Annotated in this window: 23 protein-coding genes and 1 tRNA gene; 11 read left to right on the forward strand and 13 right to left on the reverse strand. The window is 45.4% G+C overall.

The window, feature by feature from the left end:
- The first annotated feature begins 544 nt into the window (after window positions 1–544).
- Entirely contained in the window at window positions 545–2,887 is a 2,343-nt protein-coding gene (locus Q7S57_03750; GenBank protein ID MDO8512362.1) for a hypothetical protein, read from the forward strand.
- Window positions 2,888–3,033: 146 nt separating this feature from the next.
- On the opposite strand, the gene trpS is transcribed toward Q7S57_03750, so the two are convergent.
- The 4 genes from trpS to Q7S57_03770 all read right to left on the reverse strand — a co-directional run bounded on the left by trpS (window position 3,034) and on the right by Q7S57_03770 (window position 7,861).
- Entirely contained in the window at window positions 3,034–4,035 is a 1,002-nt protein-coding gene (gene trpS, locus Q7S57_03755; protein MDO8512363.1) for a tryptophan--tRNA ligase, read from the reverse strand.
- A gap of 89 nt (window positions 4,036–4,124) precedes the next feature.
- The gene (locus Q7S57_03760) at window positions 4,125–6,116 is read right to left on the reverse strand and encodes an RNase J family beta-CASP ribonuclease (GenBank protein ID MDO8512364.1); all 1,992 of its coding nucleotides are present in this window, start codon (window positions 6,114–6,116) and stop codon (window positions 4,125–4,127) included.
- Between the two features lie 546 nt (window positions 6,117–6,662).
- A tRNA-Leu gene (locus Q7S57_03765) sits at window positions 6,663–6,749 on the reverse strand.
- A 101-nt stretch (window positions 6,750–6,850) separates the two neighbouring features.
- Window positions 6,851–7,861: a bifunctional phosphoglucose/phosphomannose isomerase gene (locus Q7S57_03770; protein MDO8512365.1), complete on the reverse strand. Its 1,011-nt coding sequence runs from the start codon at window positions 7,859–7,861 to the stop codon at window positions 6,851–6,853.
- Window positions 7,862–7,962: 101 nt separating this feature from the next.
- Here Q7S57_03770 and Q7S57_03775 point away from each other — a divergent pair, with 101 nt between their 5' ends.
- Window positions 7,963–8,310 carry a hypothetical protein gene (locus tag Q7S57_03775; GenBank protein ID MDO8512366.1) on the forward strand — a complete coding sequence of 116 codons (348 nt, stop codon included), beginning with the start codon at window positions 7,963–7,965 and terminating at the stop codon, window positions 8,308–8,310.
- A gap of 63 nt (window positions 8,311–8,373) precedes the next feature.
- Here the strand turns inward: Q7S57_03775 and Q7S57_03780 are convergent, their stop codons facing one another.
- A complete protein-coding gene (locus Q7S57_03780) occupies window positions 8,374–8,838 on the reverse strand; it encodes a DUF86 domain-containing protein (GenBank protein MDO8512367.1) in 465 nt (154 codons plus the stop codon).
- 4 nt (window positions 8,839–8,842) lie between these two features.
- Complete coding sequence (locus Q7S57_03785; GenBank protein MDO8512368.1) at window positions 8,843–9,289, reverse strand: nucleotidyltransferase domain-containing protein; 447 nt, start codon at window positions 9,287–9,289, stop codon at window positions 8,843–8,845.
- A gap of 111 nt (window positions 9,290–9,400) precedes the next feature.
- Between Q7S57_03785 and Q7S57_03790 the strand changes: the two genes are divergently transcribed.
- Entirely contained in the window at window positions 9,401–9,880 is a 480-nt protein-coding gene (locus tag Q7S57_03790) for a hypothetical protein (protein ID MDO8512369.1), read from the forward strand.
- 340 nt (window positions 9,881–10,220) lie between these two features.
- Here the strand turns inward: Q7S57_03790 and Q7S57_03795 are convergent, their stop codons facing one another.
- The 5 genes from Q7S57_03795 to Q7S57_03815 form a co-directional block, all read right to left on the reverse strand.
- On the reverse strand, window positions 10,221–11,903 hold the full coding sequence (locus Q7S57_03795; GenBank protein ID MDO8512370.1) for an ABC transporter substrate-binding protein: 1,683 nt from the start codon (window positions 11,901–11,903) through the stop codon (window positions 10,221–10,223).
- A 15-nt stretch (window positions 11,904–11,918) separates the two neighbouring features.
- Window positions 11,919–12,410, reverse strand: coding sequence for a hypothetical protein (locus Q7S57_03800; GenBank protein MDO8512371.1), 492 nt, complete (start codon window positions 12,408–12,410; stop codon window positions 11,919–11,921).
- Between the two features lie 81 nt (window positions 12,411–12,491).
- The gene (gene secG / locus Q7S57_03805) at window positions 12,492–12,713 is read right to left on the reverse strand and encodes a preprotein translocase subunit SecG (GenBank protein ID MDO8512372.1); all 222 of its coding nucleotides are present in this window, start codon (window positions 12,711–12,713) and stop codon (window positions 12,492–12,494) included.
- A 10-nt stretch (window positions 12,714–12,723) separates the two neighbouring features.
- Window positions 12,724–13,074, reverse strand: coding sequence for a hypothetical protein (locus Q7S57_03810; GenBank protein MDO8512373.1), 351 nt, complete (start codon window positions 13,072–13,074; stop codon window positions 12,724–12,726).
- Between the two features lie 157 nt (window positions 13,075–13,231).
- On the reverse strand, window positions 13,232–15,271 hold the full coding sequence (locus Q7S57_03815) for an excinuclease ABC subunit UvrC (GenBank protein MDO8512374.1): 2,040 nt from the start codon (window positions 15,269–15,271) through the stop codon (window positions 13,232–13,234).
- A gap of 254 nt (window positions 15,272–15,525) precedes the next feature.
- Here Q7S57_03815 and Q7S57_03820 point away from each other — a divergent pair, with 254 nt between their 5' ends.
- From Q7S57_03820 to groL, 7 genes are all read left to right on the forward strand, one after another.
- Window positions 15,526–15,804: a hypothetical protein gene (locus Q7S57_03820; GenBank protein ID MDO8512375.1), complete on the forward strand. Its 279-nt coding sequence runs from the start codon at window positions 15,526–15,528 to the stop codon at window positions 15,802–15,804.
- A 263-nt stretch (window positions 15,805–16,067) separates the two neighbouring features.
- Window positions 16,068–18,929, forward strand: coding sequence for an excinuclease ABC subunit UvrA (gene uvrA / locus Q7S57_03825; protein ID MDO8512376.1), 2,862 nt, complete (start codon window positions 16,068–16,070; stop codon window positions 18,927–18,929).
- A gap of 160 nt (window positions 18,930–19,089) precedes the next feature.
- Window positions 19,090–19,467 carry a hypothetical protein gene (locus Q7S57_03830; GenBank protein ID MDO8512377.1) on the forward strand — a complete coding sequence of 126 codons (378 nt, stop codon included), beginning with the start codon at window positions 19,090–19,092 and terminating at the stop codon, window positions 19,465–19,467.
- Between the two features lie 744 nt (window positions 19,468–20,211).
- Window positions 20,212–21,102 (forward strand): hypothetical protein, encoded by an 891-nt coding sequence (locus Q7S57_03835; GenBank protein ID MDO8512378.1) that lies wholly within the window; start codon window positions 20,212–20,214, stop codon window positions 21,100–21,102.
- Window positions 21,103–21,185: 83 nt separating this feature from the next.
- A complete protein-coding gene (locus Q7S57_03840; protein ID MDO8512379.1) occupies window positions 21,186–22,247 on the forward strand; it encodes a nucleotidyltransferase domain-containing protein in 1,062 nt (353 codons plus the stop codon).
- 490 nt (window positions 22,248–22,737) lie between these two features.
- Window positions 22,738–23,031 carry a co-chaperone GroES gene (locus tag Q7S57_03845; GenBank protein MDO8512380.1) on the forward strand — a complete coding sequence of 98 codons (294 nt, stop codon included), beginning with the start codon at window positions 22,738–22,740 and terminating at the stop codon, window positions 23,029–23,031.
- A 175-nt stretch (window positions 23,032–23,206) separates the two neighbouring features.
- A complete protein-coding gene (gene groL, locus Q7S57_03850; GenBank protein ID MDO8512381.1) occupies window positions 23,207–24,868 on the forward strand; it encodes a chaperonin GroEL in 1,662 nt (553 codons plus the stop codon).
- Between the two features lie 149 nt (window positions 24,869–25,017).
- Here groL and Q7S57_03855 read toward each other — a convergent pair whose 3' ends face one another.
- Together Q7S57_03855 and Q7S57_03860 are read right to left on the reverse strand one after the other, a co-directional pair.
- Window positions 25,018–25,221: a hypothetical protein gene (locus tag Q7S57_03855; GenBank protein ID MDO8512382.1), complete on the reverse strand. Its 204-nt coding sequence runs from the start codon at window positions 25,219–25,221 to the stop codon at window positions 25,018–25,020.
- Window positions 25,222–25,353: 132 nt separating this feature from the next.
- The gene (locus Q7S57_03860) at window positions 25,354–25,776 is read right to left on the reverse strand and encodes a hypothetical protein (GenBank protein MDO8512383.1); all 423 of its coding nucleotides are present in this window, start codon (window positions 25,774–25,776) and stop codon (window positions 25,354–25,356) included.
- A gap of 139 nt (window positions 25,777–25,915) precedes the next feature.
- Here Q7S57_03860 and Q7S57_03865 point away from each other — a divergent pair, with 139 nt between their 5' ends.
- On the forward strand, window positions 25,916–26,341 hold the full coding sequence (locus Q7S57_03865; protein MDO8512384.1) for a hypothetical protein: 426 nt from the start codon (window positions 25,916–25,918) through the stop codon (window positions 26,339–26,341).
- The last annotated feature ends 144 nt before the right edge of the window (window positions 26,342–26,485 follow it).

Raw genomic sequence — 26,485 nt, forward strand, 5'->3', positions numbered from 1 at the left:
TCAGGGACCGTCCCCGGCGTGCGGGCACGGTCCCAGATAAAACCTTGATTTTGTGTTGCTTTAGTGCTATCTTTAATTAGTTGCTAGAAATGTTTTTTGGTATTAGAAAAGGAGACGATCTATAAATCAAAGGAGTGCCTGAAGTGATGGAATGTTTCAGAAGTAATTTCAAAAGGGATGATGAAAATGAAAAGCAACACAGAGGATCGGAACAGCGAGAAAGAAATTGAATTGAAACGGGACCAAATCAAAGCGAGTTGGTCGCCAGGAAGGAGGTTGGCGAGACGAAGAATCGCCAAACAGAGAATTGTTAAACTTGCGACTCACCTCGTTATCTCCGCGAGCTAAAAACTCTCGCAATCCTCTTACACCCCGGTGCATCTCGTGCCGGGTTTTTCTTTTGGGGTATTTGGGCGTATTATTGCAAATACTGTGAGTAAGTCCCCTTTAATTAAATACTAATAAGTCGAGCGTATTTCTCGGGGATATTTGCTAACTTCATCATTCGTCTTCAACCTTTATTCATAAATTATTAATCACGCTTATGAGTATTTTACCAAGAGAAAACGAAGCCTATATAGAAGAGGCCGGCGCGGGCCAAGTCGATCGTGAATTTTTGTTGGCCAAGGCCGAACAAGGAATTAGAGCTTATTTAACGGAACAAAAGGATAAAGGAAATATTGCAGAAAATTACTACAAGATTGCTCTGGACGGTGTCTTGCCGAATTTACGCGCTTGGTATTTGGATAATTCATTAGATTTGGCTGATCGAAATTTGCGCAACGGTGTTACAAAAGCGATTGAATCGGCCAAATGGGAAGAGCTGGTAAATACTTATATTCGTCGGGCTTCTTTTAGTGCGACCGGTGGATTACGGGCTTTGATGGCGTCCGATAAAGACTCGATTTTGGCTTTGCAAAAAGACGGCTTGGAAGCGGATTATTTGAAAGGTCCGGCCACGATTAACGATGTGGTTGTGGCATTGACGGCACTGGGTGCCGCGCGTTATGGCAAAACCAAAGGTTTTAAAAAATTGATTGTCGGTTGTGATAGTCGGGTGCGTGGTGAAGATTTTGCCTGGTTGGTAGCAAAGGTATTTTTAGCGCATGACTACGAAGTCTATATTTTTGATGAGCCTTGCATGTATCCAAACATTTGTTATGCCGTGCCGACTCTAAAAGCGGATGTGGGAATATTTATTTCCGCCAGTCACAACGATTATCGCTATAACGGTTTCAAAATTACGGCCCCGCATGGCGCTTCGTTAGAAATGACCGTGCGCGACGAAATGTTTGATAATTTTATCAATAAAACCGTTCCGGCCGATATTAAATTGGCGGAGTTAAAACAAGTGCCGAAAGAGAAACTTTGGTTTCTTGGTGGTGAAACAACAGAGCAAGTTTTTGCCGACGGTGAAAATAAAGGCTTTCCAGTTGGAAAACCGCGCGAAGGTATTAACTATCTTGGGCGCGAAGATCAGATTCTCAACATCCACCTCTTGCACGTTGCACAAGTGAAAAAGTTTATGCAGAATATTGATTTGTTAAAAAATCAAAAAGACAATCCGCGCAGACTTTCCGTCGCCTATAGCGCTAATCATGGGTCGGGACGGCGCATTGTGCCCTGGCTTTTGCAAGAAGTGGGCGTGGTTGATCTAAAGGTAATTCATCGTTTCAGTGATTTAAATGGATTGTTCCCGGCGTTTTGCAGTGATCCTGGTAAGGAACAACAACCCGACCCGGGTGACGATCGTGCGGCAAAAGTCGCGGTCGACGCTTTTAAAGATGAATATCCGGACGCTTGGAAAGATTTGGATATTTTAATTTCTACCGATCCTGATGCCGATCGTAGCGGATTGGTGGTAAAAGTACCGGAGCATTTGCAGAAATACTATGATGGAAAAGATTATGTATTATTGCCGGCGGATGACGCGTGGCTATTGGTAATTTGGTATATGTTGGAACAGGAAAAACTTAAATATGGCGCGGTGCGCGACGCGGAAACAAAATATGTTAGTCTCACGCACACCACCAACGAGATGATTGCGCGGGTGGCACGAAAATATGGACTGGGAGTTGTTTATACTTGGGTGGGTTTTGTGATGTTGGGAAGTGCCGCTCGCTACGTTTGGGATAATAAGTCCGTACCACCAATCGAAGAGGGTCGCTTGGATGTGAATAATCCAAAGTGTCATTCGTTTTTCTACAAAGCGACGGATATGGCGACAGGAAAACGCGTCTTTAATGTCGCGGCCGCTGAACAAAGCGCGGGGATGTCGATTTTTGGTGGTGTGCCAAAATCGAATCGCGATTTGGGCGAAGGCGGTCATGTGCGTGATAAAGATGGTACTTTTGCGTCGCTCTTATTAACTGAACTGGCGGCATACGCCAAAGATAAAGGCTTGAATCTCTTGGAGATTATGAACCAGATGTATTTGGATCCGGCGATTGGGATGTTTGTAAATTATTACGAAGCTGATCCGATGGATGGTGCTTATCCTGGACTTCGTGGTGATACACACAAACGAGATGTTTTGATGTCTGCGATAAAATTGCACGAAGATGTACAGGCCGGTAAACCAGTTGTGTTTGGCGGTATGCCGGTAAAATCCAGTATCGCATTTTGGACAGGTAAGTATGATAAAGCCAACTGGGTAGGTTTTCCGGATGAAGGTTTGCGTTTCTACTTTGACGATGAAAAAATGAGTAGCTTCATCTTGCGTCCGTCCGGCACGGCCAATGCCATCCGGTTGCACGTTTTGCTGCAAGAAAAAGGCGAACTCAACGAAGGAAATGTGAACGAAAAACGCGTGGCATTACTCAAGAAAGCCAAAGAGATCATCGATGATGTTCGTAATCAGATTGGCGCCTCTAGGGATTTTGTGTAAAGCGTTTGTCTTTGCGAGCCATCGACCATTCCTTAGAATGGGCGAGGCGTGGCAATCTCCAAAATATAACTATCACGAGATTGCGTCGGCGCAGATGCGCCTCGCAAAGACGGATTCCTGCTTTCGGCAGGAATGACACGACGACGTTACGAAATCTGCGTAAAGCCCATGCGCGATTTCATCTCGCGTAAATTCTTTTGGGCTACTTCGTTGGCACGGCGCGCCCCGAGTTGCAAGTTGGCCATCAGAGAAGATTCATTATCCAAAAGCGTGCGTACTTTATTGCGGATTGGGGTTAATTTTTCGATTAACATTTCCGCAATATCGTTTTTGATTACGGCGTAGCCTTTTCCGCCAAATTTAACCATTGTTTCGTCAACACTAAACCCAGAAAAAGCAATGTAAATAGAGAGGAGGTTTTTTAGAGCTGGCCCGATATTTTCCGGATCAAACGTGGAACCGGAATCCGTGACCGCGGTGCGAATTTTCTTTTGAATTTCGTCTTGGGAGTCGGTCAAGAAAATCGCGTCGTTAGGGTTGCCGGATTTACTCATCTTTTTTGTCGGGTCCTTGAGCGACATTACGCGCGCCACTTCTTTAATCACGTATGGCTCGGGAACAGTGAAAAGGTGGTTGTAGGTATTGTTAAAACGTGTTGCGAGGGTGCGGGTTAATTCCAGGTGTTGGATTTGATCATCGCCCACCGGCACGAGATCAGTTTGGTAAAGCAAAATATCTACTGCCATGAAAACAGGGTAAACAAATAAGCCTGCGCTGACTGATGGTTGGTTCTCACCCTTCTCTTTAAATTGTGTCATGCGTTGGAGTTCCCCATATTTTGTTTGACAGGCCATAAGCCATGTTGCTTCCGTGTGCGCGGGAACGTGTGATTGCACAAATAAAATACTTTTTTCCGGATCAATACCGATTGCCAGCAGTGTTGCGGCAGTTGTTAAAACTTTTGTTTTATAACTCGCAACGTCGTATGGCATAGTAATGCCGTGCATGTCGACAATCGACCAAAAACAGGTGTTGCTCGATTTTTGCAAATTAACCCATTGTTTTAGTGCACCAAGGTAGTTGCCGATGTGGGGAACACCAGTGGGCTGAATTCCCGAAAAAACACGTTTGTTGGAAGGGTATGGCATAGGAATAGGATAGCAGGGTACAGGGGTCAGGGTACAGGGGTCACAAAACAGCTCCTGTTTTGCAGGGGCTGTTTTGTTCTTAATATTTATTATACTTCAATTAATAGTGGAATAATCATTGGACGGCGTTGCGTCTTGTTGAACAAGAATTGTCCTAGATCATCGCGGAGTTTGGATTTCACATAGGCCTCATTTGGGGGAGTAGGGTTTTGATCCTTACTGCAGGTTTTTTCCATAATCTCCTTGATTTTCTTTTGGGTTTCGTCGATAAGCGCTTTTTGCTCTTTCATATAAACGAAGCCGCGGGAAACAATATCGGCCTTACCGAGCATTTCACCATTGGCGTGCGCCATCTTGATAATCGCGACGATAATTCCATCGGAGGCGAGAATTTGACGATCACGTAATACCACATCGGCCAAATCACCGACACCTAATCCATCGACCATAATATAGTTAATTGGATAACGTTCTTCCATCACTTTGGCTTCATGCTGACGTACTTCGATTACTTGTCCGTTATCCGGATAAAGAATTCGTTCTTTTGCGACACCAACGTCTTGTGCTAAACGACCATGTACTTTGCGATGATAGTAATCGCCGTAAGCGGGAACGAAGAATTCCGGTTTTACCATAGCGAGCATTTCTTTCAAATCTTCTTGTTTGCCGTGACCGCTTGAGTGTACGTCCATCATTTGATTGTGATAGACTTCGGCTCCTTGACGGGAAAGATAATCTTTCAGATGCCCCACGGCCCGTTCGTTGCCGGGAATAGCGGACGAGGAAAAGATAACAGCATCGCCCTGTTGAATGGCCAGAGTGCGATGTTCTTTGTTAACGATGCGCATTAGTACGGCCTGTTCTTCGGCTTGCGCGCCGGTGCAGATAATCAAGACCTTGGAAGGCAACATTCCGTTCGTTTCTTCCGAAGAAATAATCGTGCCCTTTGGAACCTCAATATATTTTAATTCTTGAGCAATTTCTACCGCAGTACGCATGCTGAAACCTTCCACGGCCACTTTACGACCATAATTAACAGCCAGTGTCATTAGTTGTTGAACTCTCCGAACATTACTGCCGGTTGTCGAGGCAATAATTCTACCTTCCGTCTCTTTGAAAATCTTTTCAAGGGTGTCCATTACCGTTTGTTCCGGAATGGTACCGCCCGGGACGTTGCTGTTTGTAGAATCGCCAAACATTACCGTTACGCCACGTTTTCCAATTGATTCAATGTGGCCACGCGGTGTTGGCGCGTCGTGCACCGGATTAGAATCGAATTTCCAATCGCCCGTGATAAACAATGTACCGGAAGGCGTGCGGACAACGAGTCCAATCGCGTCGGGCACACTGTGTTGGGCGTGAAATGCTTCGATTTCGAAATTACCTAAACGTAAAACGTCTTCCGCTTTTACTTCTTGCGTAATTGGTTTTGCTTGTGAAGGGAAATCCAAGTGCTTTTTTTGGATAAGTTTTGATGTAAAAATGGAACTGTAGACCGGTTGATTACCAATTCTTGGAAGAATGTGCGGTAATGCTCCCATATGGTCTAAGTGGGCGTGGGTAATAAATACACCGCGGATATCGCGCTCGCGTCCTCTTAACATTGAAATATCGGGAATGATGTAATCAATACCCGGCATGTCTTCTTCCGGAAACATTAAACCGGCGTCGACAATAATAATATCGCGTTTGTATTCAATGGCCATACAATTGCGAGCACCAGTTTCATCAAAACCGCCGATTGGGATAACGCGTAAAACGTTGTCATCACGTAATGGCAATGACGGGCTTTCGACACGGCGAGTTACCAACATTGTTGGCCCGCCTTTTTTCTTAAAATTCTTTTCCGGGCGTCGGGAGTTAGTACGATTTGGTTGTGTGCGGGGGCCGTTGCCGACGGGGGCCGTATTTTGATGTGGTGTCGCATTTTGGCGCACCGGTCCGCGTTGGGTGTGTTGCGGTTTGTGTGGTCGGTTAAAATTCTTGGGACCACGATTGTCACGATTTTTTTGGGGCACCGGCCCGTTATTTTTCCCTGGAATACTTGGTACTGCTGGGGGTGCGAAACTTGCTGTAAACATTCTATCTATAAAATAAAAAAATTAATCTGTACAAAACGGTTTTTCGGTGGATGTAAGGCAAAAAATTATCGCCAAACTGATCTACCCTAGAAGCAAGGGTGAAACAACTCTAGAGAGCTGTGAGGCAGTGTTACCACGTGCCGTAAGGAATATAAATTCCTTAAGTACTTTGATAGTGTAACATGGCGCGATAATTTTGTCAAAAATGATCATTTTTTATTAGTCAGTGAGAAGCTCCGAGACTCGGCGCTTTCGAGCGCCTAGAGTCTCGGAGTTCTTCGATTCTTGTGCAAAACGACTCAACAGGATGTTGAATCGTTTTGTGTACATTTTATAGTTTCGCAAAGCGAAACAAATCTCGAGTGCCGAGGGCGGGAGTTGGTCACAAATAAATTTTCTGACGAAAATTTTTCGCGACCCCCGCTCGCGGTTTTTGCCTTGCCCTGCGGGGCAAACAAAAACATCGCTGCGCGTTTCAAATCCCCCGCAACACAAGCAGTTGTGTTGCGGTTTAGCACCATTAAAAGGCTCAGAAAAGCCTTTTAATGGTGCCGAGGGCGGGATTTGAACCCGCAAGCCCTTACGAGCACTACGACCTGAACGTAGCGTGTTTGCCAATTTCACCACCCCGGCTTGCCATATTTTTACTACAGAGTTGGTCTTACGTAAACAAAGGAAAATAAAATTAGAGATTCTCCTGCGAAAGGAAAATCCCTAATTTTTCCCTATTTTGTTTATTGCTTTAAAAGTTTCTTAAATTCTTCCACCATGTCTACCGGGGACGGGTTGATGCCTAATTGCAATGCAAGGTTGTATGAGAACCAGTCGCCAATGAGCAGTGTCGAAAAAACTTTCTCTGCTTTTGTGGCGCCTTTGATTTCTACGAACGAAACCTTGATACCTTTTTCGGTGAGTAATCGCGCGGTGATTTCCATCCGCTTTAGAATCATTGGTTCGGTTGCTTGGTCACGCAAAATGACGATATGAAAACTGCCGTGAGGCAAAGTCCACCCACACATTTCGTTGTGGTTGAGTTCCGGGAAGAAATTCCAGAAGGCGGGTGTTTTGGCGTTTTCGTTGCACTTGATTTTCCAGATGCGGGCTACTGACTTGTATTCATTGCTTGTGTAGATAATCGGTGTGACGGTTTTGAATTCCGGCGCCATTTGTTCGCCAAGGCGCCGCGCTTCCGCCATTGATTCCGTTAAGTTTTTTGAAACCGCTTCAATTCTTTCTTTTGCATTCGGAACAGCCAATCCTAAACGGGAAAGAAGTGCGGCAAAAATTCCTATGGTATAACCGGTCGCGCAACGTGGTTGAATGTTGGATGGTGTCGCTGGGATTTTTATAAATGGGATGCCATCGTTTATGCACCGTTTTTCCAAATCACCACCCGCCGCAATTCCCATCAGTGGCAAACCAAGTTCTTTTGCTTTTTCGTATGCTGAAAGCGTTTCTTCCGTATTGCCGGAAAAAGAACTGGCGATTACCAGAGTATTTTTGTTTACCCAATGCGGTAAGCCATATGCGCGATGAATATGAATTGATGTTGTAATTATTCCGCTGTCTCGCAGTAGTGCGGCAAACATCCAAGAGCCACCCATAGCGCACACTAAAACCTTTTCAATTTTCTCGGATGGTGTCCAGGTTGCCACTTGTTCAGCGGACTTTAAACCATCTAAATATTGCTGGGGCGAGTCAAGAATGACCTGCTCCATGTTCTCTTTATCTAATGGGTTTGTCATAGTGTTTTTATTTTATGCCTGCTTGACAAAGTTGGCCAATGGAATGATAATACAAAGTTCCTTTAAGTTTAATAACCAACCACATTTTCCGGAGAACAAAAATGATTACCGCAGAATTACGCGAATGGCTTTGCGTTAGTGGTCACATTTTCTTTCACAAGGGGGCGATTCCTGATGCAGGCGCAGATATTTTGGAAATTGCTCAAGCGGCAGAAATCAATGCGCGGGTTTGTTGTCCGTGTGGTGCCGTTTCTATGATGGAGTTTCCTTTGGGTGAAATCTCTCGAGGTGACGTCTATCCGTTGGTTCGTTGTGAATCAGTGGTTGTGCCGGCTGGGCAGTATTTTGACGCCGAAGGAGAAAGGTTTGAGGAGGGTAGTACTGCCATACTGGAAGTGCGCAATATTGATACTTTGCTCAGTGCTTTGGAACTGAGCGAAGAGCCATAAAACGTCACATCGCGACCACCTCGGCCGCGATTTTTTTATTCGATAATGCGAACCTGTGTCCGATCACGGAACGGAGCAACCTTGCTCCGTTCCGTGATCGGTGTTGGTCGCCACTACCTTGCTGATTATTTGCACGAATTGTTCAAGATCTCCCAAATTGTTTTGGAGGTTTTCGTATACTATTTCCGGATCAACGTCCAAATAATCGTGGACCAAGACATTGCGGAAACTTTTCGCTTTTGTCAGTTTGACAGCGAGTTCTTCGGACAAGATTCCCGAGTTTGCCAATATTTCAAATTCACTATTTTTTTCGCCGGGCTTTTGTAATTTGTTTTCAATTATTAAATAACGCGCGATATCAACAACGGTCTCCAGTCCTGTTTGGAACAGGCGTTCCACCGAAAGTTCGTTGCGTTCATCGGCAAAGTATTCGTTTTTCGACAGCGCTTGGTATTTTTTCAGCTTTTCCAGTGTTTCTTCCAGCGAGGATAATTTATTGACGACTATTTCTTTAGTTATTTCAGTCATTATATTATGATGCGGTTAAATTGTTTAAGAAAGATTGGTTGTAAAGTTTCAGAAAATCTTTTTGGTCGTCGTATTCACGTAAAACCGCCATCTCGAATTTTACGCGTTCTCCATGTTCTTTTTCCGCTAGAACAATACCTTCACTGATCACCGCCATCCGCAAAGCGAGCGGGGCTTGGTTGAGTACGGAAATATCCAGCGCTTCTGTTGGTACATCAAAAATTTTTCCAATTATTTCGTGCGCGATTAAACGCGCGTCAAACTGTGTCTGTTTTGAAGCATTGGGATCCAAAAATAAGGCGATGTCGATATCGCTTTCCTCATGTATGTCGCCGGAAACGGCGGAACCGAAAATATAGGCAAACAAAATCGGAAGGCCGGCCATTTCTTTTTCGGCCAGTTTGTTTAAATCGTCTGTGACAGTAATTTTCTTCGCGCCAAAGCGTTTCATCAGTCAAATTTAGCTTATTAATGCGCTATTGACAAGGAATCAAAAAGGGGGCAAAATAGGGTGTTCTTTAGCTTACCCCACACCCCGTGCAAGCGTGCCGGAAGGGGACTAGTGGGAACACTTTTTCGGGAGGAATTTGAGATGTTGGGTTCTTTGCAAACTTTATCTATTATTCTCTGTGTTGTTTCCATTCTTTGTTGTCCCTATCTATTTCCTGTTTTGTGTCGGAATCTTCACTATTTTTGGAACAGGTGGAAGATGGGGCGACCGCGACCAATTGTTTACATGTGTCGTCCAAATGGCAGTAAACGAATTGGATTCGTTCTGCGACGTGATTTCCAGAAGGCGGAGAAAAAATTCTGGAAAGAAAAGCGTCGTCAAGATGTGTGGCACGGAAAAGGATGGACTGGAGAATGGGACGCGGTAAGGATTCCTGTTGCACCGGTGTTCGTTTTTGATGCAGATTTGCCTACGTATAATTTGCTGAAGAAATACTGCTATTTGCAGGAGGCGGTGTTTCTTGTGCCGTTGGATAGCTATGGTCCCTCATTCGATGAGTGTTGGCTACACTTTCGGGGGGTCGTGAAATAGTTTTGTACGGAATCTGCCAGATGAGTAATTGGCACGTACTTCTTGAACGGTCTTAGCATCGCGACCACCTCGGTCGCGATTTTTTTATTGCCCATCGGAATGGGCAATAATCCCCCTTAGCTCATCAGAGCGACGGGGGATGTTGCCTTGTTTTGTATCGATTATATCGATACAAACGGAAGATTGCTTACACGAAATCGGTGACCGACCCTGACCGCAGGGACGGTCCCCGATTAACTTCTCAAATCCTTATACTATATACCAAATACCATATACAAATCTAAATACAGTAAAAATATAGGATTTTATAGGATGTTGATAGGAAATGACATGCTACTCCCTACTTCTTCCACACCCGCCTTGTCTTCATGTACCAAGTGGAAATTGTATTGAAGCGTTGGGCCGGTAGCTGAATCGCATCCAGCATTTGGCCACGAACATTATTGTGCAACGCGTAATTATAGGTTGGACTGTAAAGGAATAATGCGGGAACAGCACCAATTAGACGTTCTTGGAATTTTTTATACGTTTCTTCACGTTTGGCGATGTCGGTTGTTTTGCGTGCTTGTTCCAAAAGCTTGTCGGACTCGGTGTCTTTGTATAAAGCCAAATTTAAGCCCGGGTCGCGAGTTGCTGTGGAGTGCCAAAAAGGATATGGATCTGGGTCGGCTCCTAAAACTTCGCCATAAAGAATGGCATCGTAGGCACGTGGGCGGATAGCTTCGCTTTGAACAGTTCCTACGGTTTGCGCTTCCAGTTTTACATCCGCGCCAATCGCGCGCCATTGTTCCGCCAATAAGTCCGCCGTCTTGGTATATTCCGGCCAATCGGTGGTTGTGAGTGTGAAAGTAAAAGGTTTTCCATTTTTTTCGCGAATGCCTGTTTTGTCGTTAACCTTCCAGCCGGCATCGTCCAAATTTTGCTTGGCTTTTTCCGGATTATATTCAACCCGACCCAAACCTTCTTGGTAGCCCAAGAAACCCGGCGGGATTGGTGTATCAATCCGTGTTCCTTCATTGTACAACGCTTCGCGGATAATTTTATCGCGGTCGATGGCTAAATCTAAAGCTGTACGAATCGTTTGATCGGCCAACACTGGTTGACGGGCTTGATTGAAAAAGACGGCAAAATACTGTGGTAGTTTAGCGCGATATATTTTTGCACTACGAATGCGATTAATTTCGCTAACTAATGATGGTGGCACAAAACTCATACCGTCGACTTTGTTGCCCTGAAAAGCACGCAGTAATTCATCGTTACTTTGATAAAAAGAGAAAATAATGTTGTTGATAAGGGGACGCTTTCCGTAGTAACCGTCAAAGCGGGCAAGTTCATATTCGCGCACTTCCCCCATTGTGCTTTTCTTCAACTTCTTAAACATAAATGGTCCCGTGCCGATAGGTTTTAGGTTTTGTTCCGCGAGAGTGATATTTTTTGGTTCAACATTGGCCCAAACATGTTCGGGCATAATTGCCTGGGTGAGGTTGTAAAGGAAGGGGGCGTATGGTTCGCGTAAGGTAAAACTCACTGTTTGGTCATCTATTTTGTTGGCTACAACACTTTGAAAAATCGGTGCGGCAGGACTCTTGGCGTCGGGGTTTTGAATTGTTTGGATGGTAAACAAGACATCATCAGCATTAAATTGTTCACCGTCTTGCCACTTGATCCCTGTGCGGAGATGCGCCGTGTAGACTTTTCCATCGTCGCTAATATCTACTTTTTCCGCCAAATCACCGACAATATTTTTATTTTCATCTACGCGCATTAGTCCTGAATAAACTAAGCGGGAAATATTCATATCAACATCGTTTGTGCGTGCCAGAACAGGAGAAATATAGCGTGGTTGCCCAACCGCACCCTCGCGGTAGGTGCCACCTTCCTTTGGAATTAAAACTGTTTTTTCGCGGATGAATAAACCGGCACCCCAAATAACGCCGACAATTACAACCGTTACGCAAATCATTAGTGTTTTTCGTTCACGCTTTGAAAGACTGTGGCCAAGAGTGGAAAAAATTCTATTCATTAAAGACATATGTTTTTAAAAAGGATTACGTAAAAAACTTACGACACTATAATCATACGCGGTTTTATTTCCGCATGGGCTGGCGTCGCGATTGCCGTTTTTGTCAGCTTCCAATTTAGCTAATAATTCAAAACTCGATGGGCTGGTTTTCCAATAGAAATAATCGTTGGTGGTATTTTTATAAACAGGATCGGTTGGAAAAAGTTTTTCTGATTTGGCATATTTTTTGTCTTGACGTAAGCTTTCTTCAATTTTATTCAAAATGTCTTTATTGGCGGAATCGGATAAGGTGCCACACCAAGAGGAAGCGTTTTCCGGTGGGTAAGTACCGTGGGTTTTTTCGAAGCGACCCAAGGCTAATTCTATGTCTTCAATGTCATGTTTCCGCACAATGTCGCGGGCTTGTAAAGCTTGTAAACGTAAGGCCCAAGCGCCAATAAGCACAAAAACCACGGTCACCAAAGGGAAGGTGTACCTATTCTTGAATATCTGCGCAGAGAATTTCATCACTTGTAGTTAACTGTTTTCTAATGATTTCGAGACTGAAAACAGTTTACGACTCATGGCGAAAGGTCTTTTCGTTGCGTCTTAGAAGATAATCTGAAGCAACGGGACTGTCAAGAAAGCCACGGCGAGCAAAATCGTAGCTTGGTGAAGGCGTTTTTCGAAACCGCGTTTGGTGTGATATGTAGCGGAACTGCCGCCAAAAGACTGTCCCAGGCCCGCGCCACGATTCTGAAGTAAAACGGCCGTAATAAGGAGGACAGAAATTACTACTTGGATAACGAGGAAGATGGTTTTGGAGTTCATAGATGATAGCTTAGGACGAAAACGGCAAAAGGAAAAGGATGGAGAAAATCAGGGTCGTTCCGGCTAGCCCTATTAGTTGGCTTGTAATGGGGGGAGTAAGGCCAAAACCGGACGTCAGACCAATGGCAATGGCGACTATAATTATGCGTAAGCCGTAGATTCGGACCGGTCTTGGAATGAAAAAAAGGATTAAAGCGGCACCGCCTTGGATAATAAAGAGAACCATTTCGCCGATCGCGACAAATAAACCCATAAGGGCGTATGTTTGCCAAGCACCATCAGAATTGATTCCGGGGATTAGGGTGGCCGCCACCCATGTGCCGGCAGTGGCGAGGAGAAATCTAAACAAGAACCTTTTCATGTGGGTATTATACACCAAACATGCGAAAAATTTTCAATAATCAATTTCCAATTATCAATGAATTATCAATTAACTAATTTTCAATGACGACGCCGAATTGAAAATTGGAATTTGATCATTAATTGATAATTGGCCATTGAAAATTGATACTTATATTCTATCTTCTTAAAAATTCTATTAATATCTCTGTTTTTTTAGAACCTAATATTTTTTCTAATTCTTCAACTGTTGCTGCTCTGATTCCGGCCAATGATCCAAATGCGCGGAGTAACTTTTTGCGAGTGCCTGGTCCAATGCCCGGAATTTCTTCGAGGATTGATTTTGTCATTCGCTTTTTTCGAAGGAGGCGGTGATAACTGATTGTGAATCGGTGCGCTTCGTCGCGCATCCGTTGCATTAAATAAAAAGCGGGGGAAGTACGATCGAGGATGATTGAAGAAGAATTTTTTGTGGTAAAAATTTCTTCTTCTCGTTTGGCGAGAGAAATTAATGGGATCTTTAAATCAAGTTCAGTAAAAAGTTTATTGATCGTATTTAATTGCGGTTTGCCACCGTCGAGAACAATCAGGTCAGGTAGAGGCCAGCGCGATTTTTCCTCCCTTGATAAAGGGAGGCGGGGAGGGATTTTGTTATTGGGCCGCGAAATCTCCCTTGTTCCCCCTTTATCAAGGGGGAGACGGCTCTTAAATCTTCGTGTCAGTGTTTCCCGCATCATTCCTACATCGTTTGGTTCACCGTCGTTGATAATTTTAAATTTGCGATATTCCGATGGCACGGATTTTCCGTCGATGAAAACCACCATCGAAGCGGTCGCCAATTTTCCTTGAATGTTTGAAATATCATATGTCTCAATTCGTTTTGGTAGGGTTGGAAGATTCAACTTTTCCTGTAGGTCGGTAATACTCTTGAGTAAATTTTGGGGACTTTGTAATTCTGTTTCAGAACGGTTCAATGATTCTTGGGCATTTGTATTTGCCATGTCGATTAACTGTTTTTTCCAGCCACGTTCTGGAAATTTGATAGTCAGTCTTTGCGAACCCCGCCCTTGGCGGGGTGAAGCAATCTCGTCGGCGTTTTGAATCGGGGGATTGCTTCGCCTCACTGCGGTGATGGCTCGCAATGACGACGACGGTGTCGGCAAATAAATAATCTTTGCTCCTCCTTGTGCTGTCGGTAAATATTGCGCTAGAAATTCTTCCCAAATGTCTTTTTCTTCTTTCTTGTCCGGTAAAAGCAATGGGAAAATTTGTCGTCCAATAATCCGACCTTGGCGTAATTGCAGAAGGGCGATACTGCCATGACCGCCACGGTGCGCCAAACCAAACACATCCGCATTTTCATTTCTTGTTGTGATCACGTCCTGTGGAATCATTGTTTGCTGAATCGCTTTAATCCGGTCGCGTAAAGCGGCGGCTTTTTCGTAATGTTGTTGTTCACTTAGCTCATTCATTCGTTCAGTTATTGCACCAAGTACTGCATCAGTATCGCCATCCAAAAACTTTTTTAAGCGGACGAAATTGTTTTGGTATTCTTCGAGGCTAATCGCGCCGACACAAATTCCCGGGCACAAACCGATGTGATAGGCGAAACAGGGACGACGTAATCCCTCCCGCGCTGGCACCCCCTCAAACGTCCGCTGGACGTTCTTGGTGGCCCCGCCTCCCTTTGGAAAAAGGGAGGGGACGCCAACGCTTCCCTCCTTTTTCCAAAGGAGGGCGGGGGTGGATTTTCCCGGGTCAGGATATCCGCACCAAGGAAAAAACTTTCGCGCTTCTTTTAATGTCTGTCGTACCGCTCGAGAATTTGGATAAGGGCCACGATACCACGCACCATCCGTTGCAACTTTTCGTTCCAAAGAAACTTTTGGATAGGCTTCATTAGAAATCCTTACGTATAGATAAGATGAATCATCAACCAAGCGCACATTATATGGTGGTCGGTGTTTATGGATTAGCGTGCCTTCCAATACCAGGGCTTCCGTTTCATTTTTTACAATTATTGTCTCAACCGAAAAAGCGAGCTTCACCATCTCGACCTTGAGTGGTTCAAGTCGAGTTGGTGCAAAATATTGGGCGACACGTTTCTTTAGTGATTTCGCTTTGCCAATATAAAGGATCGCGCCTTTGGCGTCTTTAAATTGGTAAACACCGGGTAAGTCGGGAAGGTTTTTGGCTTGATTTTTTAATTCATTTTCCATTCAGGATGATTTTAGGGGCAAAAATGACCAATGACCAATACTCAATGGCCACTCAATTATTAAATGATTTAATGTCCAATTTTGAATCCGTGTTTAGTGTCTATTAGTTAATTGGTTATTGAGTGGTCATTGGCCATTGGGATTTGGTCATTCGTCGTCCGCCCCTAGCTTGACATATATATTGTAATAAGCAATAATGGCGGGTCGTGAGATGGGGCGGTTCTTGGTTTTATTTGTGTGCATGGGAGTAAAACATGTCCATTCTTGAATTGGTATGTCTCTGTGTTTCGTTGGTTTCGTTCCTGGTCGGGTTGCTGGGGGTGGCTGTTTGCCTGTCGTTGTGGAAGGAAAGTAAAGATGCACGGTTGCAGTTGATATTAATGATTTTGATGACACTTTCTGGATTTTCCACCTTTGTTGTGGTTCGTGAGGAATATGATCGAGGACATCATGACCCTGTTCAGCAAGAAATTGAAAGAACGGAGGCCGTAACTCCGCCACTAATCTCGCCAGGCACAGTGGTTCCGAATTGAGTGGGTCATGTCCATGAAGTCGTCGTTCGTCGAGCTCTCCATGTGAGAGCTTTTTTATTTTAGATTTTAAAACATTTGAAATTGAATACCCGCCACGACGGCGGGTCCGCCCGATGGCGGAAAAATTTTAAATTTCAAATTAAAAATTGGGAGGTTGATTTCTTGAGCTTGCTTCGATAGACAGAGGGGTCGCTTAGTTGCACTTGCCATGAGGGTGATCCCGTGCTACACTCTCGCGCAGTCACTTTTAAATTACTTTTGCAATGGCAAATGTTATCACCATCCGCGGGGCGCGCGTTCATAACTTAAAAAACGTCGATGTAACCATTCCACGCGACAAGCTGGTGGTTATCACCGGACTCTCGGGTTCCGGTAAATCTTCTCTCGCTTTTGATACACTTTACGCGGAAGGGCAACGTCGTTATGTTGAATCGCTTTCCGCTTACGCTCGGCAGTTCTTGGGTTTGATGGACAAACCGGACGCCGACCAAATTGACGGGCTAAGTCCGGCAATTTCCATCGATCAAAAATCCGGGACACGCAATCCGCGTTCTACGGTAGGTACTGTTACAGAAATTTACGATTATCTTCGTTTGCTTTTTGCCAGAACCGGTGTCCCGCATTGTCCGCAGTGTGGAAAGATGATTCGTCGTCAAACAATCAAGGAAATTACCGATCAGATTTTGAATTTGCCGGACGGCTCAAACATTATGGTGTTGGCGCCCAAGATTCGCGACCGCAAAGGTGAGCACAAACAAATTTTCAAAGAAATTGAACAGCAGGGTTATGTGCGCGCTCGTGTCGACGGCTCGGTTTATGATTTGCAAGAAGCGCAACAATTGGAATTGGATAAACAAAAAAAGCATTCTATTGAGGTTGTGATCGATCGCTTGTTAATTGATAAGCGCAACTTGGATCGTCCGCGCATTGCCGACTCGGTAGAAACAGCAACCCGTATTGGTGGGGGCATTGTGATCATCGAAGATCGCACCGCGAAAAAAGATTTTGTTTATTCTGAACAATTTGCTTGTTCGGATTGTGGGATCAGTTTGACCGAAGTGGAACCAAGAATGTTTTCGTTTAATAGTCCGCACGGCGCGTGTCCGGCTTGTACCGGTCTTGGTACGCAATTGGAAGTAAACGAAGAACTTGTAATTCCTAATCGCAAATTAACTTTGGCCGAAGGCGCCATTAAACCGTGGAGTCGCCGGATGCGTGGCAGTTCATGGGCGATGTGGATTTTGGAAGCAGTGGCTAAAAGAAACCATTTTTCGTTGGATGTGCCGGTTAGTAAGTTATCGGAAGAAGTAATGGAAATTATTATGTTTGGTATGGGTGACGAAAAAATCACTGTGAAAACCGAAGAGGGTACGACGATGGAAACAAAATTTGAAGGTGTGGTTCCCAATTTGATGCGTCGCTACAAAGAAACGGATTCGGATTATGCCAGAAGCGAAATCGAGCGTTATATGGTGAGCAAGCCCTGTCCGGTTTGCAAAGGGAAGCGTCTTAAGCCGGAATCATTAAGCGTTTTCTTGGCCGGAAAAAATATGCACGAAGTTGTGTCATTAACTATCGCTGATAACTACAAACTCTTTTCTGATCTCGCGCAAAACCCGAAATCACACGAAACTTTTGGTCCACGTGAGCAAATTATCGGCAAGCAGGTATTACTGGAAATTCGTGCTCGCTTGAAGTTTTTACTCGACGTCGGTTTGGATTATCTGACTTTAGATCGTTCGGCCGCCACATTGGCCGGCGGTGAAGCGCAACGGATTCGTTTAGCCACACAAATTGGTTCCGGTCTCGTTGGGGTGCTTTATATTTTGGACGAACCGTCAATTGGTTTGCATCAACGCGATAATTCGCGCTTGATTGGCACATTGAAAACTTTGCGTGATTTGGGTAACTCGGTAATTGTTGTGGAACACGACGAAGAGATGATTCGTAATGCGGATTATGTGATTGATGTCGGGCCGGGCGCCGGTGAACACGGCGGGCAAATTGTTTTCGCGGGAACGGCGAAAGCATTGGAAAAATCCAACACGCTTACCGGCAAATATCTCGCCGGAAAAATGGAAATTCCTGTGCCGAAGAAAAAGCGCGCCGGAAATGGAAAGACATTGGTCATCAAAGGCGCGACCGAACACAATTTACAAAACGTCGATGTAAAAATTCCGTTGGGTAAATTTGTTTGCGTGTCCGGTGTTTCCGGTTCCGGAAAATCGACATTGATTAACGATATTCTCTCGAAGGTCTTGGCCAAAGAATTCTACGGGGCCAAAGATTTGCCGGGTAAACACGATAGTGTTCAAGGTCTGCAAAATCTCGACAAAGTAATTATGATTGATCAATCGGCAATTGGTCGCACCCCACGCAGTAATCCTGCCACATATACCGGCGTCTTTACCGCGATTCGCGAATTGTTTTCGGCCACTCCGGAAGCAAAAGTGCGCGGTTATGATGCCGGACGTTTTTCTTTCAATGTACGTGGTGGTCGTTGTGAAACCTGTCAGGGTGACGGAGTGATTCGGATTGAAATGCAATTTTTACCGGACGTTTACGTGGAGTGCGAAGAGTGTCACGGTAAACGTTACAATCGCGAAGCGTTGGATATTCTTTATAAAGGAACAACGATTGCGGAAATTTTGAATATGACGGTGGAACGGGCGCACGAATTTTTCCGTGCTATTCCGGCGATTGAATCGAAATTGGCCGTGCTTGAACAAGTTGGTCTTGGCTATGTCCACTTGGGTCAACCGGCGACGCAACTTTCCGGTGGTGAAGCACAGCGCATTAAATTGGCCACAGAACTTTCCCGTCGCGCCACCGGTAAAACAATTTATATTTTGGATGAACCGACAACGGGTTTGCATTTCGATGATGTCCGTAAATTGTTAACTGTTTTGCATGCGTTGGTCGACAAAGGTAATTCTGTTTTAGTCATCGAACACAATCTCGATGTTCTTAAAGCGGCCGATTGGATTATTGATTTGGGCCCGGAAGGTGGAAACAAAGGCGGAGAAATTATCGCCGAAGGTACGCCGGAAGAAGTATCACGCGTGGCGAAGAGTTACACAGGGCAGTATTTGAAGGGGATGCTGGGGAAGAAAAAGACAAAATAAATCCCAATTTCCAAATCCCAAAACCCAACAAAATCCCAAAATCATAATGACCAAAACGGTTAGTCTTTGGAATTTAGGTGATTAGGATTTTGTTGGACATTGGTCATTGGGGTTTGGGTTTTATTACCAATCATTATTTTAAATCGTGTATAATAACCCCATGCAGTTAAATCTTTGGAAAAGAGTAGTGTTCTATGGTCTTGCCCTCTGGGTGATTGTTTTTGCGGTTATTTCTCTTTTGGTTTTGTTGGGTCTGACTAATCGTTCTATCCCGACAGATTTTGTTTTGTTTTTAGCGGCAGTCTTACTCTGTTGGACTTTTTCCAGTCGGTTGCATCTTGTATCAATGTCACAAGGCCTGCTTGTGGGTTGTGCTTGGTTGGCAATCAATATGTTGTTGGACTACACGGTGATTGTTCGTGGCTTTAATGGCGGTGATTTGGGTTTCTATCAAACGTGGATCATTTGGGGACATTATGCTTTGCTGTTGGTTGTCCCAATTATCGCCAGTTCGCGACGACAAGTGGCGCCGCAGTAAAGTAAAAACTCAGTAATCGCTCACTGGTTAAGGAAAAAGCCGTCGCGGACACATCCAAGGTGGCCATTCATGGCTTCCTTGGATGTGGTGTAGGTTCGCGTAACGTCGTTACGACGCTACTAACCCACACCACTTCCGATGAAGGCCAAGCGTGGCCCACATCGGAAGTGAGTGCGACGATTCAAATTTTTCCTCGACCTGTGAGCGGTTACACCGGTCACGCTTGACAAAAACTGCCAACGGGTGTATAATTACCCGTTATTGTTTTTTCAAACCCAAAGGAGATAACGAATGACGACGTAAAGAGCGCCTTGGCAGAATTGGCGCTAGAACAGAAATACCCTCAAAAGTCGCAGTAGGCGATGAGGGAATTACTGCCCACAGCCTTGGAAAGTGGCTGAAACCGATGGAGTGGATGCGAGAAAACGTTTGGCTGGCGTCTAACCAATATTGGGACAGACATCCTCGTGTTCTACAAACCGGTAAAAATTTCCGCGGTGTCCGGGTGAGGGATCAACTTTGTGCCCATGAAATCGATTACGACCTTCATGGGGCTAACGCAAAGGCCGATAAACTCGGGCTCAACTCTGAATCCCACTGGACAAAGGATTGTCCGCCGACAGGCAACCGTGATCCGGCTTTGGTGGTAACTAAAGGGTAGCCGCAAGTAGTTTGTTTTGAGGAGGTCGCGATTCAACTCGCCACCTCCTCGCTTTCTCTTTGCTCGCAGTATTGCGAGTAAAGATGAAGGTTGCTTTGGTTCGAATCTGTCGGGACGAAAGCATAATTGTTTTTTCAAAATCAGGGCGGCTGTCATGGGCCGCGAGACAGATCCAACAAATTGTTCATGAAAGGACATCAACCATGGCGAATCGTGACTTGTTCCGGGAAATCGTCGAGTCTTTGATTGTGCCGGCCAGCGAAGGTGTGGGTGACGCGGCTGAAAATCTGCTTCGGCTGTGCGCGAATGCGCGACCGGAAGCGGTTGAGGCGCTGGGCGACGTCGTTGAACTCGAAGTGCTGCTTTCGGCCATCGAGGGCTACAAACAGCGCCAGGTTTTCGGAGGTTCAGGCGAAGCACAGGCTGAGATTCCGGAAGAGCTTGCCAGGGACGACGACGAGTTCATGAGCACTCGGCAAGCGGCCCGGTTGTTGCGCGAAAAGGGACGGCCGAATTTCGCCACAACGGTTGGTCAACTGGAAGAACTGATCCACACCGACCAGGCGCGCGAGTTGGTTAATCTTCTGCACACGGTCGGTCAGATCCAAGAACTACAGATTCCCTGGGGACTGAAGTTCTCGAGCTACCTCAATGAGGCTGCGGAACGGATCGTTACCCGCTTGTTGCAACTTGTGGTCGAGTGGATGGAGGATGGCGCCAAACAGGACGCTTCCCGGCTGGCTCGCGATTTCGGTGAAGTCGGACTGGCGGCCGTCCAGCGGCTGATCAAGGCAGGTCGGCTCCCATTTCGGGTCGAAACCTATATGGGGCCGGATGCCCTGGATAGGGTTCGCTCGGCGGCCAATCAACCGATCGCGTTGCGCTGCGCTTTGCTCGGGGTGGAGTATCACGAGCGGAGTGTCAGTCGGTGCGAGAGCCCGCGTGCGGATCGTCGCGAGATGGCCCCCGCGTAGGTTGGTCAAGTGGGGTAGAGTCACGGGTGTTCACGCGAAGTGGCACCCGTTTTTTTGTTCAAAAAATAGGGTACGCTATGTGTGTGGAAACTAATAATTTAAAAATCGAACAAGCGATTCTTGCCACGCTGGCCTACCACGATATTTTGAATATGCCGTTAACGGCGACCGAAATTTGGCGGTATTTGTTTAGAGAACAACCAATCAGGGACCGACCCTGCATACAGGGACGGTCCCTGATTGGCGCATCGCTTACGGAAACAGAAAACATACTTAAGAATTTGTACAAATTTAATGAAATCGAATTTCATTCAGGCTACTACTATTTCCTCGAACGACAAGATTTAGTTGAAAAGCGTCTAAAAATGCACGCGTTGGCGCAAATTAAGTGGAAACGGTTGCGACGCATCGTTTGGTTTTTGCAGGCGATTCCTTTTTTGGAGATGGTGGCGGCGAGCGGCTCGCTTGCCCGCGAGTTTACGCATAAAGATAGTGATCTGGATGTTTTGTTGGTTACAAAAGCGGGTAGGATTTGGACCGTGCGGTTTATTGTGACGGTAATTTTGGACTTGTTTCACTTGCGCCGGCGTCCGACAGGACCCACCCGTGACCTGGTTTGTTTGAATCATTATTTGGCACAGGACGGTTTAGCGCTTCCGTATCAAAGTTTATATACCGCTTTGGAGTATGCGCATATCGTCCCACTCATTGGTGATAAAGTTTGTGCGGAATTTCGGGAAGCGAATAGAGAATGGATTGAGAAATATTTGGTACGTTTATTGCCCGATGAAATTGATAATCTTAAACAAGTGCGAAAATCCTTTTTTCTTTCGGGGATTAAAAAAATAGTTGAGCTTTTGTTGTGCGGTATGGTTGGCGACGCACTAGAAGAGTGGTTAGGAAAAAGACAGAAAGAGAGAATTGTAAAAAACGAGGAAAATGCGACGGCGGGCGGTCGGATCGTGGCCAGTCCATTGCATTTGGAGTTTCATCCGCACAGCAAAGAAGCGCCGTTGCTGAAAAAGTTTAATGAGAAAATGGCGGAAATGGGATTGGACGCGTTTGGTGGGCAAAAAGATTCCGGCTTGACAAAAAATGCAAACGGATATATGATCCCGACATCCTCGGATGCCGACCCGCCGTAACCAATCGGCGCTTAAGCATCCAGGTTTTATTTTAGGGGACTGACGTAAATAAACTGTCCATATTCTGTTCAATACGCTCTGAATACAAGTACTGCGACCGAACAAAATTTCGAAGCGTACTAGCAGTACGTTGAGAGATTTTGTGACCGAGCAGTGCTTGTAGTCAGAGATGTAGTGGACATAAGATGGATAGTTTATTTACGTCTGTCCCCTTAGGGCAAGTTTTTTGAGATCGTCGTAGGAAAGCGAACGGTCTGCTTTGCGTTTTCCTGTGACCTGCGTACCGATCACGGAACGGAGCATCCCCCTTCGCACAAGGCTACGGCGGGACAAAGAGGTTGCTCCGTTCCGTGATCGGTTATTGGTTTCCCATATTGGTTTCCCATTGACACTAATTTGTCTCCTGCTACAATAAATCCATTGGCACTCTAATGACTTGAGTGCTAAAATGTTCAGAACTTATCTTATTCTTAATTTCAAGTTCAAAAAGATGAATATCAAACCGTTGAACGATAAAGTGGTGGTGAAACCGTTGAAGCAAGATGAAAAGACGAAGAGCGGGATTTTTCTTCCAGATTCCGCGCGCGAAGAAAAGCCGGAACAGGGTGAAGTGGTGGCTGTTGGGACAGGTAAAATGTTAGACAATGGCACTCGCGCTGTAATGTCCGTCAAAGTCGGTGACCGCGTTTTGTTTACAAAATATTCGCCGGACGAAGTGGAAATCGATGGTATTAAGTATCTCGTTATCGAGGAAGAAAAAATTCTCGGTGTAGTTGAAGCATAAAGCATCGTCATTGCGAGCCATCGACCATCCTTTGGGATGGGCGAGGCGCGGCAATCCCCTAAATGATATGACGCGGGAGATTGCCCGCCCTGCAGGGCGAGGCTCGCCCAGATGGGCGGCTTCGGGCTCGCAAAGACTACGAATTATTAAACAATAATCATTAATTACGAAAATCATGGCTAAACAAATTATTTTCGACGAACGAGCAAGAAAGAAGCTACTTTCCGGTGTTGATCAACTGGCGAACACGGTAAAAGTGACTTTTGGTCCAAAAGGTCGTAACGTCGTTTTGGATAAAGGTTACGGAACACCGGTTATTACCAATGACGGCGTAACTATTGCGAAAGATATTGAACTGGAAGACCGTTTTGAAAACGTTGGTGCATCTTTGGTAAAAGAAGCTGCTGAAAAAACGAATGAAACTGCCGGTGATGGAACAACCGCCGCCGCAATTTTGACGCAAGCAATCGTGCGCGAAGGAATGAAAAATGTTGCCGCCGGTGCGAACCCGATTCTCTTGAAAAAGGGTATTGAAGAGGCTACAGCTGCTGCGGTAAGAACTCTGGAGAACGACGCAAAGAAAATCGGTTCCAAAGAAGAAATTACTCAAGTTGCGACAATTTCCGCCCAAGATGAAAGCATCGGAAAACTGATCGCGGACATTATGGATGAAAAAGACGGCGTCGGGTCACAGGGTGTAATCACTGTTGAAGACTCACAGTCTGTTGGTGTGGAAAAAGAAGTGGTTAAAGGTTTGCAATTCGATAAGGGCTATGTTTCGCCTTATATGATCACCAACGCGGAAAAGATGAACGCCGAAATGGAAAACCCGATGATCTTAGTGACAGACAAAAAAGTTTCTTCGATTCAGCAAGACTTGATCAAACTTTTGGAACAAATGATGCAAGCCGGCCAAAAGAATTTGGTGATTATTGCCGATGATGTGGACGGTGAAGCGTTGGCGACATTAATTCTCAACAAGATTCGCGGTATCTTTAATGGCTTGGCTGTTAAAGCCCCCGGTTTTGGTGATCGTCGCAAGGAATTGTTGGGCGATATTGCCACGGTGACCGGCGCGACGTTGATTTCGGAAGACCTTGGGTTGAAACTGGAAAACGTCACGCTGGATATGTTGGGTTCCGCCCACCGCGTGGTCGCCGAAAAAGAAAAAACCATTATTGTTGGTGGCAAGGGCGATCCGGCTAAAATTAAGGAACGTGCCGATCAAATCAAGGCGCAAATTACCAAAACCGATTCCGATTACGACCGTGAAAAACTGGAAGAACGCTTGAGCAAGCTTTCCGGTGGTGTTGGTGTGATTAAGGTTGGTGCACCTACCGAAACGGAACAAAAAGAGAAGAAGTATCGTGTGGAAGATGCCGTGAATGCTACGAAAGCCGCGATTGAAGAAGGTATTGTCGCCGGTGGTGGACTGGCTTTGCTAAAAGCGGCAGACGAGTTGCAAGCAGTCATCGACAAGCGCGCGAAAGAAAATGCTAACCCGGATATTATTACCGGGATGCGTATTATTCAACGCGCTATCGAAGAGCCAATTCGCCAAATTGTTAGCAATGCCGGTCGCGAAGGTTCGGTAGTAATCGCCGAAGTGCGTAAGCAAAACTTCGCGGTTGGGTACGACGCGATGCAAAACGAATACACCGATATGTTTAAGGCGGGAATTGTCGATCCAAAGAAAGTAATTCGTCTTGAATTGCAAAACGCCGCGTCAATTGCCGCGACCTTGCTCACAACCGAAGCTGTTGTGACCGATATCCCGGAAAAGAAAGACAAAGAAACACCGGGTGGCGGTGGAATGGGCGATTTCGGCGGGATGTAAGGTTTGCACCAAGTGCAAACCGCAACCCCGTACTGAACATCAGTTCTAGTACGGGGTAAGCGCGAAACAAAGGGTTATACGTGTAGGGGCAATTCATGAATTGCCCCTACGGTGTTTGTGAAGAAAAAACTGACCGGTGAAGGTCAGTGTTAGGTGAGGCAAGCGGTGAATTCTCGTGGCTCTCCAAGAACGGTTTCGGGATTTATTCCCATCTCGTGGACCTGCTGCAGTCTTTTGAGTTCCCACTTTTGTCCATCGGTCAAATCGAAATCCTTCATTGTGGGTAACTTCTCAAAATTCTGGGAACTGACGGGCTGGCCGGCGTTGACGTCTTGGGGTGTTTCGTTGGGCATTGAATTCTCCCTGCATATTTTGTTGGGTCTACTAAAGAACGCCGTTCCAGCATAATTAAATATAAAGAAATGTCAATAATTAGGGAGTATCCTTTCGCAGGATACTCCCTAATAACGTGTTTTAAGTATTTTCTAAATCAAATTTTCTTCCGCTTGTCCGGCGTTGTCTTCTTGTAACCCGGCTGTGCCACAATTCTTTTGTTCATCTTTGAACAAATCCCAAGAGGCTTTTTGGGTGGTCTTGTATGTCTTGCGGATTTCTAGGCGGGAGTTTTTGAAATTTTTCACGGCACTATTTAAAGCGGCACGGCGTTCCGCCAACACTGTTTTGCCCCAGGCGCTTTGTAGAGCTTCTTTTTTGGTGCCCAAAACGTTGCGCATTTGGGTCGTGTAGAGATCAAAAGCGGCAATCGTCGCTGTTTCTCTCTTTGCCACGGCTGATTGGACACAGCTTGCTTTAGCTGGAGAAACAGTCTTTTTTGCTTGCGCACCAGTGACGAATAAACCTAGCGCCAATGCGCTGATCCCGAGAGCAACTACTAATTTCTTGTTCATAGTTTTTGGTTTAATTGTTAAAACACATGTTTGTGCGAAATTATTATACACCAATTGCCAACCAGGGACCGACCTTGGCCTGCCTGCCCCTCATATCTTTACTGCGTCACTCCGTAGCTTTATGCGAAGGGTGAGCGAAATGAGGTCCAAGGTCGGTCTCTGGTCAACCGTCACTTTGCGTGACAAACAGACAATCTCCACATATAATAGAGTTATTAAATCTAAATTAAATAACATCATGGACGCATTACCACAAACACCTGCCACGCCGAATCCAGCTGACGACGTGCAAAAGAATAAAGCATTAGCCGCAATTTCATATATCTTTATCGTCAGCTTGATCATCTTGTTGGTTAAAAAAGACAGTCCGTTCGCGCAATTTCATGCCAAACAAGGTTTCGTTTTGTTTATTGCCTTTTTAATTTGCGGATTTATTCCAAGAATTGGTGGGGTTTTGAATGTTGTGGTTTTAGTAATAGCAATCATTGGTATCGTTTCCGCCGCGCAAGGCAAATGGTACAAAATGCCGTTAGTTTCGCAATTGGCGGAAAAGATTAACTTTTAGTATTTTTCGGGTTACGCAAGTAGAAAAGGTAAAAAACCTTAGTGTTTTGTTGGGGAACAAGGGCGTGATTAATTTTCAATAATCAATTCCCAATTTTCAATTAATTATCAATGATTCAATTATCAATGACGACGTCGCCTTTTG

The organism is bacterium (assembly GCA_030647555.1).
Classification (GTDB): Bacteria; Patescibacteriota; Andersenbacteria; order UBA10190; family CAIZMI01; genus CAIZMI01.

Excerpts from the sequence above, each read along its gene's own strand:
- Q7S57_03770 (MDO8512365.1), bottom strand. The coding sequence starts at position 7,861 with ATGACAAACCCATTAGATAAAGAGAACATGGAGCAGGTCATTCTTGAC.
- Q7S57_03860 (MDO8512383.1), bottom strand. The coding sequence starts at position 25,776 with ATGAACAAGAAATTAGTAGTTGCTCTCGGGATCAGCGCATTGGCGCTA.
- Q7S57_03810 (MDO8512373.1), bottom strand. The coding sequence starts at position 13,074 with ATGAAAAGGTTCTTGTTTAGATTTCTCCTCGCCACTGCCGGCACATGG.
- Q7S57_03750 (MDO8512362.1), top strand. The coding sequence starts at position 545 with ATGAGTATTTTACCAAGAGAAAACGAAGCCTATATAGAAGAGGCCGGC.
- Q7S57_03780 (MDO8512367.1), bottom strand. The coding sequence starts at position 8,838 with ATGACTGAAATAACTAAAGAAATAGTCGTCAATAAATTATCCTCGCTG.
- Q7S57_03820 (MDO8512375.1), top strand. The coding sequence starts at position 15,526 with ATGTCCATTCTTGAATTGGTATGTCTCTGTGTTTCGTTGGTTTCGTTC.
- Q7S57_03855 (MDO8512382.1), bottom strand. The coding sequence starts at position 25,221 with ATGCCCAACGAAACACCCCAAGACGTCAACGCCGGCCAGCCCGTCAGT.
- Q7S57_03760 (MDO8512364.1), bottom strand. The coding sequence starts at position 6,116 with ATGTTTACAGCAAGTTTCGCACCCCCAGCAGTACCAAGTATTCCAGGG.
- Q7S57_03835 (MDO8512378.1), top strand. The coding sequence starts at position 20,212 with ATGAAGGTTGCTTTGGTTCGAATCTGTCGGGACGAAAGCATAATTGTT.
- Q7S57_03815 (MDO8512374.1), bottom strand. The coding sequence starts at position 15,271 with ATGGAAAATGAATTAAAAAATCAAGCCAAAAACCTTCCCGACTTACCC.
- Q7S57_03775 (MDO8512366.1), top strand. The coding sequence starts at position 7,963 with ATGATTACCGCAGAATTACGCGAATGGCTTTGCGTTAGTGGTCACATT.
- Q7S57_03795 (MDO8512370.1), bottom strand. The coding sequence starts at position 11,903 with ATGAATAGAATTTTTTCCACTCTTGGCCACAGTCTTTCAAAGCGTGAA.
- uvrA (MDO8512376.1), top strand. The coding sequence starts at position 16,068 with ATGGCAAATGTTATCACCATCCGCGGGGCGCGCGTTCATAACTTAAAA.
- secG (MDO8512372.1), bottom strand. The coding sequence starts at position 12,713 with ATGAACTCCAAAACCATCTTCCTCGTTATCCAAGTAGTAATTTCTGTC.
- Q7S57_03800 (MDO8512371.1), bottom strand. The coding sequence starts at position 12,410 with ATGAAATTCTCTGCGCAGATATTCAAGAATAGGTACACCTTCCCTTTG.
- Q7S57_03785 (MDO8512368.1), bottom strand. The coding sequence starts at position 9,289 with ATGAAACGCTTTGGCGCGAAGAAAATTACTGTCACAGACGATTTAAAC.
- Q7S57_03865 (MDO8512384.1), top strand. The coding sequence starts at position 25,916 with ATGAGGTCCAAGGTCGGTCTCTGGTCAACCGTCACTTTGCGTGACAAA.
- groL (MDO8512381.1), top strand. The coding sequence starts at position 23,207 with ATGGCTAAACAAATTATTTTCGACGAACGAGCAAGAAAGAAGCTACTT.
- Q7S57_03845 (MDO8512380.1), top strand. The coding sequence starts at position 22,738 with ATGAATATCAAACCGTTGAACGATAAAGTGGTGGTGAAACCGTTGAAG.
- trpS (MDO8512363.1), bottom strand. The coding sequence starts at position 4,035 with ATGCCATACCCTTCCAACAAACGTGTTTTTTCGGGAATTCAGCCCACT.
- Q7S57_03830 (MDO8512377.1), top strand. The coding sequence starts at position 19,090 with ATGCAGTTAAATCTTTGGAAAAGAGTAGTGTTCTATGGTCTTGCCCTC.